Below are 14,159 nucleotides of genomic sequence, written 5' to 3'. Positions count from 1 at the left end.
GGCGTTACGCCGCGGCCGGGTGCTGCGCAAGGATGGCCCTTATGAAACCCATCATCTCCGCGACCGAACTCGCGAGCGAGCTGGCCGGAACCCGTCCTCCGGTCCTGCTGGACATCCGCTATCAGCTGGGCGGACCGCACGGGCGGGCGGACTACGAGGCCGGTCACATCCCCGGCGCGGTCTTTGTCGACCTGGACGCGGAACTGGCCGCTCCGCCCGGGGCCGGCGGCCGACATCCACTGCCGGACGTGGCCGCGTTCGGCGAGGCGATGCGCCGGGCCGGGGTCTCGGCGGACTCCCCGGTGGTCGTCTACGACGCCGACAAGGGGTGGGCGGCGGCGCGGGCGTGGTGGCTGCTGCGGTGGACGGGCCACGCGGATGTACGGGTGCTGGACGGCGGTCTCGCGACGTGGACGGGCGAGCTGTCGAAGGAGAGCCCCAGCCCAGCCCCCGGTGACTTTGCTCCCGTGCCGGGCGCGCTCCCGCTGCTGGACGCGGACGGGGCGGCCGACCAGGCCCGCAAGGGCCTGCTCCTCGACGCGCGCGCGGCGGAACGCTACCGGGGCGAGGTCGAGCCGATCGACCCGGTGGCCGGCCACATCCCGGGCGCGATCTCGGCCCCGACCACGGAAAACGTGACCGAGAACGGCCGCTTTCTGGCGCCCGAGGCGCTGGCCGCCCGCTTCCTCGCCCTGGGGGCCACGGACACCGCGCCGGTCGGCGTCTACTGCGGCTCGGGAGTCTCGGCGGCCCAGGAGGCCTTGGCCCTGGAACTCGGGGGCTTCACCCCGGCGTTGTACGCAGGCTCATGGTCGGAGTGGTGCGCGAACCCAACCCACCCGATCGCCACGGGCCCCGAGCCGGGCTGAGCGCCGGCCGCACCAGCCGTTCGTTCCCGCCGCTGCGCGGCGCATAGCTGCCGCTTGCCTGCCCGGGGCGCGGGGTTGCGCGGTACCCCATTCATGGGGCGGGCCGGGTCGCTGCCTGGCCAGGGCTCGCCGCTCGCGGCGCGAAGCTGCCGCTTCCCCCGCGGGGGCGTGGGGGTACCCCGTACCCCCAACTCTCAGGGCGCGCCCCTGGCGAGACGCCCCATTCGTGCGTCTCGCCAGGGGCGTGCTGTGCCCGCCAGCGGCGCGAGCCTCCTGCTCTGGCGTCGGGGCTTGCCGCTCGCGGCGCGAAGCTGCCGCTTCCCCCGCCGGGGGTGGGGGTACCCGGTACCCCCAACTCTCAGGGCGGGCGGGTGGGGAGAGACCCACCGGGCGCGCCAAAGGCCCGGCGCGGTCATCGCGCCGGGCCCCTTGCGTACCGCTAGTCCTGCTTCTTGCGGCGCGTGCCGAAGACGATCTCGTCCCAGCTCGGGACCGCCGCCCGGCGGCCCGGGCGAACCCCGTCCGCCTCCGCCTGGCGGTCCGTCGTGCCCGTCAGGCGGTCGCGGTGGCCCGCAACCGAGCGGGGCATCAGGACGTCCGCGTACGCGGAGCCCGCGCCCGCCGAGGCCGCCGGAGCAACCGGTTCCTCCTCCTCCGGCGCCGCGGCCGGCTCGGTCGCCGCAGGCTCCGGCGGCGCAGGCCGCTCGGGCACGACCATGTCGCCCCGGAAGCTCGGCACCGCCTCCAGCAGGCTGGTCAGCGAGTCCCGCTCGCCACCGCTCTCCTCCGGATCGGTCGACTGCGCCGGCACGGTCGGACGCTCCAACTGGCGGTCGAGCGACCGGTCCAGCGGCCGGTCCCGCGGCAGCCGTGCGATGCGCGGCACAAACGGAAAGCTCGGCTCCTGCGCCGTGATCGTGTCGTCGGTCTCCCCGATCAGCGCCCGCGCCTCGTCGTCAACTGCCTGCACCAGCCGCCGCGGTGGGTCGTACGTCCAGCTCGCCGAGTGCGGCTCGCCCGCCACCCGGTAGACCAGCAGCACCTCCCAGGTGCCGTCGTCCCGGCGCCAGGAGTCCCACTGCACCGTGTCCTTCTCGGCGCCGCGCAGCGTCAACCGTTCCTGCACCGCCTCGCCGAGCTGCGGCCCGGTGTTCTCACCGGGACGGCGTACGGGAGTCTTGCGCGCCCGCTCCGCCATGAACGCGCGCTCCGCGAGCACCGGGCCCTCGAAGCGCCGCACCCGGTCGACCGGGATTCCGGCGAGCTGCGCGACCTCCTCCGCGGAGGCTCCGGCGCGTATACGTGCCTGGATGTCCCGAGGACGGAGATGGCTCTCCACCTCGATCTCGATCTGGCCGAGGCGGGCGCGGTCATTGCGCACGGCAGCGCGCAGCCGCTCATCAATCGGAAGCGTGTATTCCGTGCTGTCCGCAGCCTTGAGCACCAGTCGTGTGCCGTCGTTGGAGACGGCCACGACACGCAGTTCGGGCATGGGGACCTCCCGGGTGGTGCCTGCCGACGTCACGTGCGTCGCTGCTTCCGCTAGTCGAGTGTGGCCTGCCCGGGTGCAGCCTGCCACAACCTTGCCGAGTTGCCCGGCGTGTCGGGCACAGGCCCTGGATCGCCGTTATGGCACGGTTACCTGTTTGCGACTCTGAGTGACTGGTCCGTCACTCTCCGCATCGGGTACCCGTGCGGTGCCGCGGCGCCGCCGGATCGAGCGCCGCTTTCGGCCCCCTACCTGGGGTCCAGACGCCCAAGAGGGAGGCCGGGCCCAGGGCTCGCCACAGTACTCCATTCGGGCCACCGGGGTGGACCGCCGCGCCGTCGAACTTCTCTCCGGGGGCGGGAGTTGGGCGTCATGGACATGAGTGACCAGGTGTCCTGATTCACAGAATCTTCCCAAAGGGAACTATTCGCTTCGCTCGCCTGTCCCCAGAAGGAACGGCGGCTCGACCTGATCCGCCCTCAGCCGCCCAGTACCCGCCGCAGATAGTCGTTGCCGAACAGCCGCTCCGGATCCAACCGGTCACGCAGCGCGGTGAATTCGCCGAACCGCGGATATACCTCGGCGAAGTACGCCGCGTCCCGCGAGTGAACCTTGCCCCAGTGCGGCCGCCCACCGTGCGCGGTCATGATCCGCTCCACCGCGGTGAAGTACGCCTGGTACGGCGTGCCCCGGTACTGATGCACCGCGATGTACGCACTCTCCCGGCCCGATGCAGTGGAGAGCGCGATGTCGTCGGCCGGGGCCGTCCGCACCTCCACCGGGAAGCTGACCCGCAGCGGCGAGCGCTCGATTATCGCCTTCACTTCGCGCAGCGCCCCCACCGCCGCCTCCCGCGGCAGCGCGTATTCCATCTCGACGAACCGCACCCGCCGCGGAGATGTGAAGACTTTGTAGGGAATGTCCGTGTAGGTACGGGCGGAGAGCGCGCGACTGGAGATCTTGGCGATCGTCGGGATGGTCGCGGGGACGGCCCGGCCGAGCGAACAGGCGAGTTGGAAAACGCCGTTGGACAGCAGCTCGTCCTCGATCCAGCCGCCGATCGGTCCGGGCGGTGCGGCGGGACCGGCGCTGCGGTTGTTGCGCTTGGTGTTGCAGTTGCCGGTGTGCGGGAACCAGTAGAACTCGAAGTGCTCGTTCTCCGCGAAGAGCGCGTCGAATTCGGCCGTCACCTTGTCGAAGGCCATCGGCTCCTCGCGGGCCGTGAGCAGGAAGACCGGCTCCACGGCGAGGGTGATCGCGGTGACGACACCCAGCGCGCCGAGCCCGATCCGGGCCGCCGCGAAGACGTCCGGATTCTCCTTCTCGGAGCAGGTCAGCACCGAGCCGTCCGCCGTCACCAGCTCAAGTGCCCTGATCTGCGCGGCGATCGAGGCCGAGTCGCGGCCCGTGCCGTGCGTGCCGGTGGAAGTCGCGCCCGCGACCGTCTGCTCCATGATGTCGCCCATGTTCGTGAGCGAGAGACCCTCACGGGCCAGGGCCGCGTTCAGCCGCTTGAGCGGGGTGCCCGCCTCGACGGTCACGGTCATCGCCGTGCGGTCGATCTCCCGGATCCCGGTCAGCAGATCGGGCCGTATCAGCACACCGTCGGTGGCCGCGGTGGCGGTGAAGGAGTGGCCGCTGCCGACTGCCTTCACCTTCAGGCCGTCCTCGGCCGCCTTCCGTACCGCGTCGGCGAGTTCTTCGGTGGAGGCGGGCGAGACCTCCCGTACCGGACGGGCGGTGACATTCCCCGCCCAGTTACGCCACGTGCTGCGCCCCGTCGTCGTAGTCCCGCTCACGCTGCCCCTCCCGCGTCGGCACCGGCCTGCGCAGCCGGCGGTACCCCAGGAACGCCACCGCGGCCGCGACCGCTCCCGCCGCCGCGGGCACCACGTACCCCGCGTCCGCTCCGGCCGCGTCGACCACCCAGCCCGCGGCCGAGGAGCCGAGCGCCACTCCGACCGCGAGCCCGGTACTGGTCCAGGTCATGCCCTCGGTCAGATTGGAGCGCGGTACGTGCGCTTCGATCAGGGCCATGGTGGTCACCATCGTAGGAGCGATGGACAGGCCCGCGACGAAGAGCGCCACGGCCAGGAAGGGGAGGTTCCCGGCCAGTTGGAGGGGGATCATACTCACGGCCATCGCACACACTCCCACCAGCCACCTCCGGGAGGCCGAGCCCTTGAGGTGGAGCAGTCCGAAGACCGCCCCGGCGAGGCAGGAGCCCAGTGCGTACACCGCGAGGACCAGACTCGCGGCGGCCTTGTGTCCCTGCTCGTCGGCGAAGGCCACCGTGACCACGTCGACCGCACCGAAGATCGCGCCGGTCGCCACGAAGGTGACTACCAGGACCTGCAGCCCGGGGGAGCGCAGCGCGGAGCCGCCGCTGTGGTGCTCGCGCGGATGCGGCACGGGCTCGGTGGCCCGCTGCGAGGTCAGCCAGAAGACGCCGATCACCAGGAAGGCGGCGGCGAGCAGCGGACCCGCCTCGGGGAACCAGGCGGTGGAAAGACCGATGGAGACGATCGGGCCGACGATGAAGCACACCTCGTCGGCGATCGACTCCCACGAGTACGCAGTGTGCAACTCGCGCGGCGAGCCCCGGTAGATCTCGGCCCAGCGGGCCCGGGTCATCGAACCCACGCTCGGCACACAGCCCGCGGCCGCGGAGAACACGAACAGCGTCCAGTCCGGGGCCTTCTGCATGGCACAGAGCAGCAGACCCGCGACCGCGGCGAGAGCGGCGAGGGTGGCCGGGCGCAGCACCCGGGCCTGCCCGTGCCGGTCGACCAGCCGGGATATCTGCGGACCGAGCACGGCGGCCGACATCGCAAGGGTCGCACAGAGCGCGCCTGCGAGTCCGTAGCGCCCCGTGAGCTGGGAAATCATGGTCACGATGCCGATGCCCATCATGGACAGCGGCAGTCGGCCGACGAAGCCTGCGGCGGAGAACGACTTGCTGCCGGGGGCGGCGAAGATGGCGCGGTACGGACTCGGCAAGGGGTGCTCTCCGGTAAGGCGTGTCAAAGGCTTTGACAGGTTACGCCCGTACCGCGCCGCGTGCACCGCGGTTTTTCCGCTGTCAGAGGCTGGTGGCAGGATCGGACCATGCCCGATCAGCGCGACCCAGCCCCTTACGACGCTTTGCTGCTCCTGTCCTTCGGCGGACCCGAAGGCCCGGACGACGTCGTCCCGTTCCTGGAGAACGTGACGCGCGGCCGCGGCATCCCCAAGGAACGGCTCAAGGAGGTGGGGCAGCACTACTTCCTGTTCGGCGGGGTCAGCCCGATCAACGACCAGAACCGCGCCCTGCTGGACGCCCTGCGCAAGGACTTCGCCGAGCACGGCCTGGACCTGCCGGTCCACTGGGGCAACCGGAACTGGGCGCCGTATCTGACCGACACCCTGCGTGAGATGGTCGCCGCCGGCCACCGGCGCATCGCCGTCCTCGCCACCAGTGCGTACGCCTCGTACTCGGGCTGCCGCCAGTACCGCGAGAACCTCGCGGACGCGCTGGCCACACTGGAGGCGGAGGGGCTTGAACCACCGCGCGTGGACAAGCTGCGGCACTACTTCAACCACCCCGGTTTCGTACGCCCCATGATCGACGGCGTACTGAAGTCCCTGGCGGATCTCCCCGACGAGCTGCGTGCGGGAGCCCAACTCGCCTTCACCACGCACTCCATCCCCACCTCCGCGGCGGACTCATCGGGACCGGCCGCAGAGCACGGCGAGGGCGGCGCGTATGTGCGCCAGCACCTGGACGTGGCCCGGTTGATCGCCGACGCCGTGCGCGACGAGACGGGTGTCGAGCACCCCTGGCAACTCGTCTACCAGTCCCGCAGCGGCGCCCCGCACATCCCCTGGCTGGAGCCGGACATCTGCGACCACCTGGAGGACCTGCACGCCTCGGGCGCTCCCGCTGTGGTGATGGTCCCCATCGGCTTCGTCTCGGACCACATGGAGGTGCTGTACGACCTCGACACCGAGGCCACCGCGAAGGCCGCCGAGCTGGGGCTGCCCGTGCGGCGTTCGGCGACGGTGGGCGCCGACGCACGGTTCGCCGCGGCGGTGCGGGACCTCGTCCTGGAGCGCGCCGCGGCCGAACGGGCACTGCCCGCCGAGCGCTGCGCACTGGGGGCGCTGGGCCCCTCCCACGACCTCTGCCCGGTCGGCTGCTGTCCGGCCCGGGCGCCCAGGCCCGCAGCGGCCGGAGCCGACAGCCCCTACGCCTGAGGAAGCCCGAGGAAGCCCTGTGACCGACCCTCTCCTGTCCGAACTGCTCGACCTCGCGCTGGCGGCCGCCCGCCGGGCGGGAGAGCTGCTGCGCGACGGCCGCCCCGCCGATCTCGGCGTCGCGGCCACCAAGTCCAGCCCCATCGACGTCGTCACCGAGATGGACATCGCCGCCGAGAAGCTGATCACCGGCTTTCTGTCCGAGCGCCGCCCCGAGGACGGCTTCCTCGGCGAAGAGGGCGCGTCCACGGCCGGCACCAGCGGCGTGCGCTGGGTCATCGACCCGCTCGACGGCACCGTGAACTACCTCTACGGTCTGCCGACCTGGGCGGTCTCCATCGCCGCCGAGCGTGACGGCGAAGCGGTGGTCGGGGTCGTCGAGGCCCCGATGCGCGGCGAGACGTACCGGGCGGTGCTGGGAGGGGGCGCGTTTGCGAACGACAAGCCTGTCCGCTGCCGTCCGGCGCCCCCGCTGGAGCAGTCCCTGGTCTCCACCGGCTTCAACTATGTGGCGACCGTACGCAGCCATCAGGCGGACGTCGCCCAGCGGCTGATCCCCCGGCTGAGAGACATCCGCCGCAGTGGCTCGGCGGCCGTGGATCTCTGCGACGTCGCCGCGGGCCGCCTGGACGGCTATTACGAGCGCGGCCTCCACCCCTGGGACCTGGCGGCCGGTGACCTGATCGCCCGCGAGGCGGGCGCGCTCACCGGCGGCCGCCCCGGGCAACGCCCTTCGTACGATCTGACGGTGGCCGCGAGCCCGGGTGTCTTCGAGCCGCTGCAGAGCCTCCTGGACGAGTTCGGCGCCTGGCACGACTAGAAGCCGCCTGGCACGACCGGACCAACCCGGACCCGGCTCCGCACAGCGAAGGGCCCCGGCACCGTGGTGCCGGGGCCCTTCCGTGCAGCTCGGCGCTATGCCGCGCTGACCTCCACGCCGTGCTCGGCGGCCAGGCGGTGCAGATCATCCAGCTCTGCCTGCTCGACATCCGCAAGGAAGTCGTCGCCCGTCTCGCGAGCCAAGGTGAGGTCCGTCTCCGCGGCCTTTATGCGCTGCATCAGTCCTGCGGTGAATGCGTCCATGGTGCGCCCCCTCGTCGTGGGTCGGTGGCACGGGGGTGTGCCGACGGTGGGTGATCAACCCTGGAACGGGTAGTGGTGTGCCACATACAGGGCGTGATCGCGGGTGTTTAGTCGTCCTCCCCCGGGCTCACCTCAGAGAAACCTCAACTGAGAGGAGAATCCGGTGAATTCCTTCCGGCGCAGGTCGGCCGCCCGGCGGTCGCTCCGCCTTACAGCCGGTTTACGCGCGTAACGGGCAGGATGGATGCGCACAGTCAGTGCACACACCTGCCCTGATCATGGGTGACGGGCCCGGAGAGAGGAACACGACGTGCGCGTACTCGTCGTCGAGGACGAGCAACTGCTCGCCGATGCGGTGGCCACCGGACTGCGCCGGGAGGCCATGGCAGTCGACGTCGTGTACGACGGGGCGGCCGCCCTCGAGCGCATCGGGGTCAATGACTACGACGTGGTCGTCCTGGACCGGGACCTCCCGCTCGTCCACGGAGACGACGTGTGCCGCAAGATCGTCGAGCTCGGCATGCCGACCCGGGTGCTGATGCTGACCGCGTCCGGCGACGTCAGCGACCGCGTGGAGGGCCTTGAGCTCGGCGCGGACGACTACCTCCCCAAGCCCTTCGCGTTCAGCGAGCTCACCGCCCGCGTACGGGCACTGGGCCGCCGTACGACGGTGCCACTGCCGCCCGTCCTGGAGCGCGCCGGCATCAAGCTCGACCCGAACCGCCGCGAGGTCTTCCGCGACGGCAAGGAGATCCAGCTCGCGCCCAAGGAGTTCGCGGTTCTGGAGGTACTGATGCGCAGCGAGGGCGCGGTCGTCTCGGCCGAGCAGCTGCTGGAGAAGGCCTGGGACGAGAACACCGACCCGTTCACCAATGTCGTGCGCGTGACCGTGATGACCCTGCGCCGCAAGCTCGGTGAGCCGCCGGTGATCGTCACCGTGCCCGGCTCCGGCTACCGGATCTGAGTCCGTGGCCGCCACCCCGGCGCCACCCGAGGCGCCTCCGAAGCCGACCTGGGACCCGCGCGACCCGGTGCGCCCGCTGCTGCGGCCGACGATCCGGATACGGCTCACGCTGCTGTACGGCGGGATGTTCCTGATCGCGGGCATCCTGCTGCTGTCGATCATCTATCTGCTCACCGCGCAGGCGCTCGGCGCGAACGGCGAGCTGCCCTTCGAGATCGTCACCGCCAGTGTGAAGCGGACCACCGACTGGTGCCAGCTGCCCAACCAGTCGACCGGACCGGAGTTCCAGCAGGCCGTGAGCGACTGCCTGCAGCACCAGCGACAGATGGCTCTGGACGACCTGCTGCGCCGCTCGCTCTTCGCCCTGCTCGGCCTGAGCATCATCGCCTTCGCCTTCGGCTACGCCATGGCGGGACGGGTCCTCTCGCCGCTGGGCAAGATCACCCGCACCGCCCGCCAGGTGGCCGGCTCGGACCTGTCCCGGCGCATCAAGCTCGACGGACCGGACGACGAGCTCAAGGAGCTCTCCGACACCTTCGACGAGATGCTGGACCGCCTGGAGCGCGCGTTCACGGCCCAGCAGCGGTTCGTCGCGAACGCCTCGCACGAGCTGCGTACGCCGCTCGCGATCAACCGCACGCTGCTGGAGGTCCACCTCTCCGACCCCGGCGCGACCCCGGAGCTCCACCAGCTCGGCAAGACCCTGCTGGCCACCAACGAGCGCAGCGAGCAGCTGGTCGAGGGTCTGCTGCTGCTCGCCCGCAGCAGCAACGAAATCGTCGAGCGCAAGCCGGTGGACCTGGCCGAGGTCGCCACGCGCGCGGTCGACCAGGCACGCACCGAGGCCGAGGCGAAGGGAGTGGAGTTCCGCGGCCGGCGGGCGCCCGCAGTCGTCCAGGGCAATGGCGTCCTGCTGGAGCGGATCGCCCTGAACCTGGTGCAGAATGCGGTGCGCTACAACATTCCGGAGGGCGGCTGGGTGCATGTCACCACCGAGACCGAGCACGGCCAGGCGGTCCTCGTGGTCTCGAACACGGGGCCAGTGGTTCCCGCGTACGAGATCGACAACATCTTCGAGCCGTTCCGGCGCCTGCGTCAGGAGCGCACCGGCAGCGACAAGGGCGTCGGCCTGGGACTTTCGATCGCCCGCTCGGTTGCGCGCGCCCACGGAGGCCGTATCATCGCGGAGCCTCGTGAGGGCGGGGGCCTCGTGATGCGTGTCACCCTGCCGGTCTGAGATGCTGAACGATGCCACACGCTTTGTTCGCTTTGCGCGGAATTTTCGGGACTCGTGCTCGAAAGAACCGTGTGGGATCGATCACATAGGCGAATTTCAGGCCATCTACTCTCTGTGATCAAGACTCTTGCCGGAAAGCCGGGAAAAGTCCGGGTTTCCGGGGGTCGAGATCACGGGAAGTACACGGGGTGGCGCCCGTGAAGTGCGACATTCGGACCGTGTACGGTCCCGATCGCCATCCAACCCGATCACTCTCGGGGGATCCGGTTGGGTGTCGATTGAGTAACAGACCTTGATGTGAGGCAAAATCTCCGCCTCGGGTCGGGCACAAGTCCGGCCTCTCACGCGTTACGTGCGCTGGAGACACCGCAACCACCCAGAGGGGGAGAGCGACATGGCAACGGACTACGACACCCCACGCAAGACCGATGACGACGTCGATTCGGACAGCCTTGAAGAGCTGAAGGCCCGCCGGAACGACAAGTCGACCTCGACCGTCGACGTCGACGAGTTCGAGGCCGCAGAGGGCATGGAGCTGCCCGGCGCCGACCTGTCCAACGAGGAACTGGCCGTACGGGTCCTGCCCAAGCAGGCCGACGAGTTCACCTGCATGAGCTGCTTCCTCGTACACCACCGCAGCCAGCTGGCGCGCGAGAAGAACGGTCAGCCGATCTGCCGCGACTGCGACTGAGGTCCGGTCGGCCGTGGCAGGCGAGACACCGCCCAGGAAGAGGCGTTTCCGGCGTCACAAGCCGCCGGAGGCGCACTGGGGCGGTACGGGACCGGCAGAAGGCGACACAGCGTCTGCCGGGCACTCGGCCGCCCTCCTGCCCCACGGCGCAGGAGGCGACGCCGAGCGAGGCCTGCCGGCCTCGCTCGAAGCGGCAGACCGGGCGGGGCCCCGGACCAGGGCCCCACGCCTGGCATCAGTGCGCCAGGGCGTCCGCAGGGGCGGTGAGAGCGCCAAGGCCGGCGTGGCGTACGTCACCGACCGGCTCATCGAGAACGCGCCTCGCGTGCCGGTGCGCGATCTCGCGACGCTGCGCAGGCAGTTCCCAGGCCTCGCTCCCGAGCAGCTTGCCGACAAGCTGGTCGCGGGCGCGGCGAACGGCACCTCCACGGTGGGCGCCGGCATCGGCGCGGCAGCGATGCTGCCCGTGCCGCCCGCGATGCCGGCCGAGCTGGCCGCGGAGATCGTCGGCGTCGCCACCATCGAGCTGAAGCTCATCGCCGAGCTCCACGAGGTCTACGGCCTGCGGCCGCCGGGCAGCCTCAGGGAGCGCGGCATCGCGTATCTGAACTCCTGGTCGCAGGAGCGCGGAATCGACGTGACCAAACCGTCGACGATCAACGCCGCAATGGGCGGCCAGTTCAAGCGCGAGCTGCGGCAGCAGATCATGAAGCGCATGATCCGCAATCTGCCGATGCTGATGCCGTTCATGGTCGGCGCGGCCGTCGGCGCCGCGATGAACCGCCGGGACACCAAGAAGCTCGCGGCACGCATCCGCAGAGACCTGCGCGCGAGGCAGATCCCCTGGGACGCGCTGGCCGGGCTTCCGCCGCTGGAGCAGCCCAGGGACCCGCTGGAGGCGATCCGGGACCCGCGCGAGCTGGGGCGCTGAAGACGCCCGGATCCGGTCCGCCCCGATCCGGTCCGCCCCCGTCCGGTCAGTGCCGGGCCGGACATTCCCCTGCCTGCCCTGCCGGTGAGAACCGGTCCCGTCAGGCCGCGCGCACCGCAGCCAGCGCGTCGGCCAGCGCCTTCGGATTCCGCGTCGACAGATACACGTACGGAGTCGGGTCGGCCGGGTCGGTGACCTCGATCCGCAGCGCCGTCGGGACATAGCTGCGCAGCAGCATGAAGGCCCGGGTGTCCGCCTTGTACGAGCGCCAGGCGCGCGCCTCCTCCGCGTCCAGCACCTCGGCCTCACCGAGCGCCGTCAGCGGGATCCGGGCGTCGCCCGCGACCAGCGAGCCGGCCACGACGCGGATGCGGACCGAGCCGTACGAACTCACCACGACCGCAGCCACCGCGGCCGCGCCGATCAGGCCGCCGACCATCGGCACTGGACCGAGCGGCAGCAGCATCAGACCGCCTGCGACGCCGACCAGAGCGGCGATGAACCACCACGAAGCCGGCGCGGTCAGACGTTCTTCGTAGTGCGGGGCGGAAGGCTGCATGAAGCCAAGCTTGGCACGGTGCGACCAGTGGGTAGCCGCGCGGGTAAGGTCTGAGCCTGTGAGTAATGCGAAATCCCGGGGGGCGGCCTCCGGATCCTCGGCCCGGGCGGCGGCTATGACCCCTCCGGCCGACGCCATACCGCCGGTGCGGCATCCCGATGCCCCGGCCCCCGGTGAGCTCCTCGGCGCGCACTACGAGCACTGTTTCGGCTGCGGAGAGGGACAGCCCCACGGGCTGCACCTTCAGGCCCGGGCGGGCGAGGGCGTGAGCCTGACCGCCGAGTTCACCGTCAAGCCCGCCCACCAGGGCGCGCCGGGCCTCGCGCACGGCGGCGTGCTCGCCACGGCGCTGGACGAGACGCTGGGCTCGCTGAACTGGCTGCTGCGGACCATCGCGGTCACCGGCCGGCTCGAGACCGACTTCGTACGTCCCGTGCCCGTGGACACGGTGCTGCATCTGCAGGCCGAGGTCACCGCGGTCGCCGGGCGCAAGATCTACTCGGCCGCCGTGGGCCGGATCGGCGGCCCCGAAGGACCCGTCGCCGTCCGCGCCAACGCTCTCTTCATCGAGGTCAAGGTCGATCACTTCATCGACAACGGCCGCCCTGAGGAGATCCAGGCAGCCATGGCCGACCCCGACCAGATCAGGCGCGCCCGCGCCTTCGAGGTGAACCCCTGATGCGTAACCCTGTCGATGTGCTGATCCGTCGCGTGGACCCCGAGGTGCCGCTCCCGGCGTACGCACACCCCGGCGACGCCGGGGCCGATCTCGTGACCACCGAGGCGGCCGAACTCGCCCCCGGCGAGCGGGCCGTTCTGCCCACCGGGGTGTCCATCGCCCTGCCCGACGGATACGCGGCCTTCGTGCACCCGCGCTCGGGTCTCGCCGCCCGCTGCGGCGTAGCCCTGGTGAATGCCCCGGGGACGGTGGATGCCGGGTACCGTGGGGAGATCAAGGTGATCGTGGTCAATCTCGACCCGCGCGAGAGTGTGCGGTTCGATCGTTTCGACCGGATTGCCCAACTGGTCGTCCAGCAGGTCGAGAAGGTGCGCTTCCACGAGGTGGCGGAGCTTCCCGGCTCGGCGCGGGCCGAGGGGGGCTTCGGGTCCACCGGCGGTCATGCCGTCGTGGGCGGCTCAACGGGTGGGAATCGATACGCTTCGGTCGTATCCGACCGGGAAGGACAGTGACGTGTTCGGACGTCGCAAGAAGAGTGGTTCCGCCGAGGACGCGGCGGACGCAGCGGGCGAGGCCGAGCAGGTCGTCGACGAGCGTGACACGGAGTACGCCGACGAGGAGGCGCCCCGCCGGGTGAACCTTCCGCCGGCGCCCCGGCCCGACGGCCCCTGGGACGTCTCCGAGGTATCCAAGCCCGGCGAGGGCCGGGTCGATCTGGGCGGTCTTTTTGTGCCCGGAGTCGAAGGCATGGAGCTGCGCGTCGAGGTCGCGGGTGACGCGATCGTCGCCGCCACCGTCGTACTGGGCGACAGTGCCGTGCAGCTGCAGGCCTTCGCGGCACCCAAGAAGGAAGGCATCTGGGGCGAGGTCCGTGAGGAGATCGCCTCCGGTATCACGCAGCAGGGCGGCATCATCGACGAGGTCGAGGGCCCGCTCGGCTGGGAGCTGCGGGCCCAGGTGCCCGTACAGCTGCCGGACGGGACCGGCGGTGTGCAGCTGGTGCGCTTCGTCGGCGTCGACGGGCCGCGCTGGTTCCTGCGCGGAGTGATCTCCGGGCAGGGTGCGGTGCAGCCCCAGGCTGCCGGTCTGCTTGAGCAGATCTTCCGGGACACCGTTGTCGTACGCGGCGAAGGACCGATGGCGCCGCGCGACCCCATCGTCCTCAAGCTGCCGGACGACGCGCAGATGGTGCCCGAGGGTGTCCAGCAGGAGGAGCAGGAGGGCTCGCGCTTCTCCGGCGGTATGGGGCAGCTGCAGCGGGGTCCCGAGATCACCGAGGTGCGCTGACACGGCGTCAACCTGATTGCGGCCCGCTGCGGTTCCGGCTCTCCGGACCGCCGCGGGCCGATTCCGTACGCCCTCCTGTGGTGCGGCTTGATCATGACGGCCGCCGGGCGCGTGTCGTGCCGGTCTCCGGCCCT

The 14,159-nt window shown here is 70.9% G+C and carries 15 protein-coding genes; 10 read left to right on the top strand and 5 right to left on the bottom strand.

Translation table 11 applies throughout. The features are described from left to right. Nucleotides 1-41: 41 nt before the first annotated feature. Nucleotides 42-869: a sulfurtransferase gene (locus ACI2LP_RS29260; RefSeq protein WP_404727530.1), complete on the top strand. Its 828-nt coding sequence runs from the start codon at nucleotides 42-44 to the stop codon at nucleotides 867-869. 439 nt (nucleotides 870-1,308) lie between these two features. Here the strand turns inward: ACI2LP_RS29260 and sepH are convergent, their stop codons facing one another. The 3 genes from sepH to ACI2LP_RS29245 all read right to left on the bottom strand — a co-directional run bounded on the left by sepH (nucleotide 1,309) and on the right by ACI2LP_RS29245 (nucleotide 5,358). Beyond that, the gene (sepH, locus tag ACI2LP_RS29255) at nucleotides 1,309-2,361 is read right to left on the bottom strand and encodes a septation protein SepH (protein WP_404727529.1); all 1,053 of its coding nucleotides are present in this window, start codon (nucleotides 2,359-2,361) and stop codon (nucleotides 1,309-1,311) included. Between the two features lie 476 nt (nucleotides 2,362-2,837). Next, nucleotides 2,838-4,157, bottom strand: coding sequence for a D-arabinono-1,4-lactone oxidase (locus ACI2LP_RS29250; protein ID WP_404727528.1), 1,320 nt, complete (start codon nucleotides 4,155-4,157; stop codon nucleotides 2,838-2,840). Beyond that, complete coding sequence (locus tag ACI2LP_RS29245) at nucleotides 4,117-5,358, bottom strand: MFS transporter (RefSeq protein ID WP_404727527.1); 1,242 nt, start codon at nucleotides 5,356-5,358, stop codon at nucleotides 4,117-4,119. Before ACI2LP_RS29245 ends, ACI2LP_RS29250 begins: the two co-directional genes overlap by 41 nt. 108 nt (nucleotides 5,359-5,466) lie before the next feature. Between ACI2LP_RS29245 and ACI2LP_RS29240 the strand changes: the two genes are divergently transcribed. Together ACI2LP_RS29240 and ACI2LP_RS29235 are read left to right on the top strand one after the other, a co-directional pair. After that, complete coding sequence (locus tag ACI2LP_RS29240) at nucleotides 5,467-6,594, top strand: ferrochelatase (RefSeq protein WP_404727526.1); 1,128 nt, start codon at nucleotides 5,467-5,469, stop codon at nucleotides 6,592-6,594. Between the two features lie 19 nt (nucleotides 6,595-6,613). After that, complete coding sequence (locus tag ACI2LP_RS29235; RefSeq protein WP_404727525.1) at nucleotides 6,614-7,414, top strand: inositol monophosphatase family protein; 801 nt, start codon at nucleotides 6,614-6,616, stop codon at nucleotides 7,412-7,414. A 95-nt stretch (nucleotides 7,415-7,509) separates the two neighbouring features. Here ACI2LP_RS29235 and ACI2LP_RS29230 read toward each other — a convergent pair whose 3' ends face one another. Beyond that, on the bottom strand, nucleotides 7,510-7,677 hold the full coding sequence (locus ACI2LP_RS29230; RefSeq protein ID WP_360870193.1) for a hypothetical protein: 168 nt from the start codon (nucleotides 7,675-7,677) through the stop codon (nucleotides 7,510-7,512). A 310-nt stretch (nucleotides 7,678-7,987) separates the two neighbouring features. Between ACI2LP_RS29230 and ACI2LP_RS29225 the strand changes: the two genes are divergently transcribed. The 4 genes from ACI2LP_RS29225 to ACI2LP_RS29210 all read left to right on the top strand — a co-directional run bounded on the left by ACI2LP_RS29225 (nucleotide 7,988) and on the right by ACI2LP_RS29210 (nucleotide 11,500). Next, nucleotides 7,988-8,641 carry a response regulator transcription factor gene (locus ACI2LP_RS29225; protein ID WP_142213241.1) on the top strand — a complete coding sequence of 218 codons (654 nt, stop codon included), beginning with the start codon at nucleotides 7,988-7,990 and terminating at the stop codon, nucleotides 8,639-8,641. 4 nt (nucleotides 8,642-8,645) lie between these two features. Next, nucleotides 8,646-9,878 (top strand): sensor histidine kinase, encoded by a 1,233-nt coding sequence (locus ACI2LP_RS29220; protein ID WP_404727524.1) that lies wholly within the window; start codon nucleotides 8,646-8,648, stop codon nucleotides 9,876-9,878. Between the two features lie 394 nt (nucleotides 9,879-10,272). Then, nucleotides 10,273-10,569 carry a DUF4193 domain-containing protein gene (locus ACI2LP_RS29215; RefSeq protein ID WP_005310959.1) on the top strand — a complete coding sequence of 99 codons (297 nt, stop codon included), beginning with the start codon at nucleotides 10,273-10,275 and terminating at the stop codon, nucleotides 10,567-10,569. Between the two features lie 13 nt (nucleotides 10,570-10,582). Beyond that, nucleotides 10,583-11,500, top strand: a complete 918-nt coding sequence (locus tag ACI2LP_RS29210; RefSeq protein ID WP_404727523.1) for a hypothetical protein — start codon at nucleotides 10,583-10,585, stop codon at nucleotides 11,498-11,500. A 100-nt stretch (nucleotides 11,501-11,600) separates the two neighbouring features. Here ACI2LP_RS29210 and ACI2LP_RS29205 read toward each other — a convergent pair whose 3' ends face one another. Beyond that, nucleotides 11,601-12,059, bottom strand: coding sequence for a DUF3093 domain-containing protein (locus ACI2LP_RS29205; RefSeq protein WP_404727522.1), 459 nt, complete (start codon nucleotides 12,057-12,059; stop codon nucleotides 11,601-11,603). A 115-nt stretch (nucleotides 12,060-12,174) separates the two neighbouring features. On the opposite strand from ACI2LP_RS29205, the gene ACI2LP_RS29200 reads away from it, so the two are divergent. Genes ACI2LP_RS29200 through ACI2LP_RS29190 form a run of 3 tightly spaced genes read left to right on the top strand, consistent with a single transcriptional unit; the run spans nucleotide 12,175 to nucleotide 14,025 of the window. After that, nucleotides 12,175-12,738: a PaaI family thioesterase gene (locus tag ACI2LP_RS29200; protein ID WP_404727521.1), complete on the top strand. Its 564-nt coding sequence runs from the start codon at nucleotides 12,175-12,177 to the stop codon at nucleotides 12,736-12,738. Next, on the top strand, nucleotides 12,738-13,250 hold the full coding sequence (dut, locus tag ACI2LP_RS29195) for a dUTP diphosphatase (RefSeq protein ID WP_360870209.1): 513 nt from the start codon (nucleotides 12,738-12,740) through the stop codon (nucleotides 13,248-13,250). The genes ACI2LP_RS29200 and dut overlap by 1 nt, the downstream gene beginning before the upstream one ends. 1 nt (nucleotide 13,251) lies before the next feature. After that, on the top strand, nucleotides 13,252-14,025 hold the full coding sequence (locus ACI2LP_RS29190; RefSeq protein ID WP_360870212.1) for a DUF3710 domain-containing protein: 774 nt from the start codon (nucleotides 13,252-13,254) through the stop codon (nucleotides 14,023-14,025). Nucleotides 14,026-14,159: the final 134 nt, after the last annotated feature.

Origin of the sequence: Streptomyces sp. NPDC019890 (assembly GCF_044903445.1) — a bacterium.
Classification (GTDB): domain Bacteria; phylum Actinomycetota; class Actinomycetes; order Streptomycetales; family Streptomycetaceae; genus Streptomyces.
This window is presented reverse-complemented; position numbering and strand designations above follow the sequence as displayed.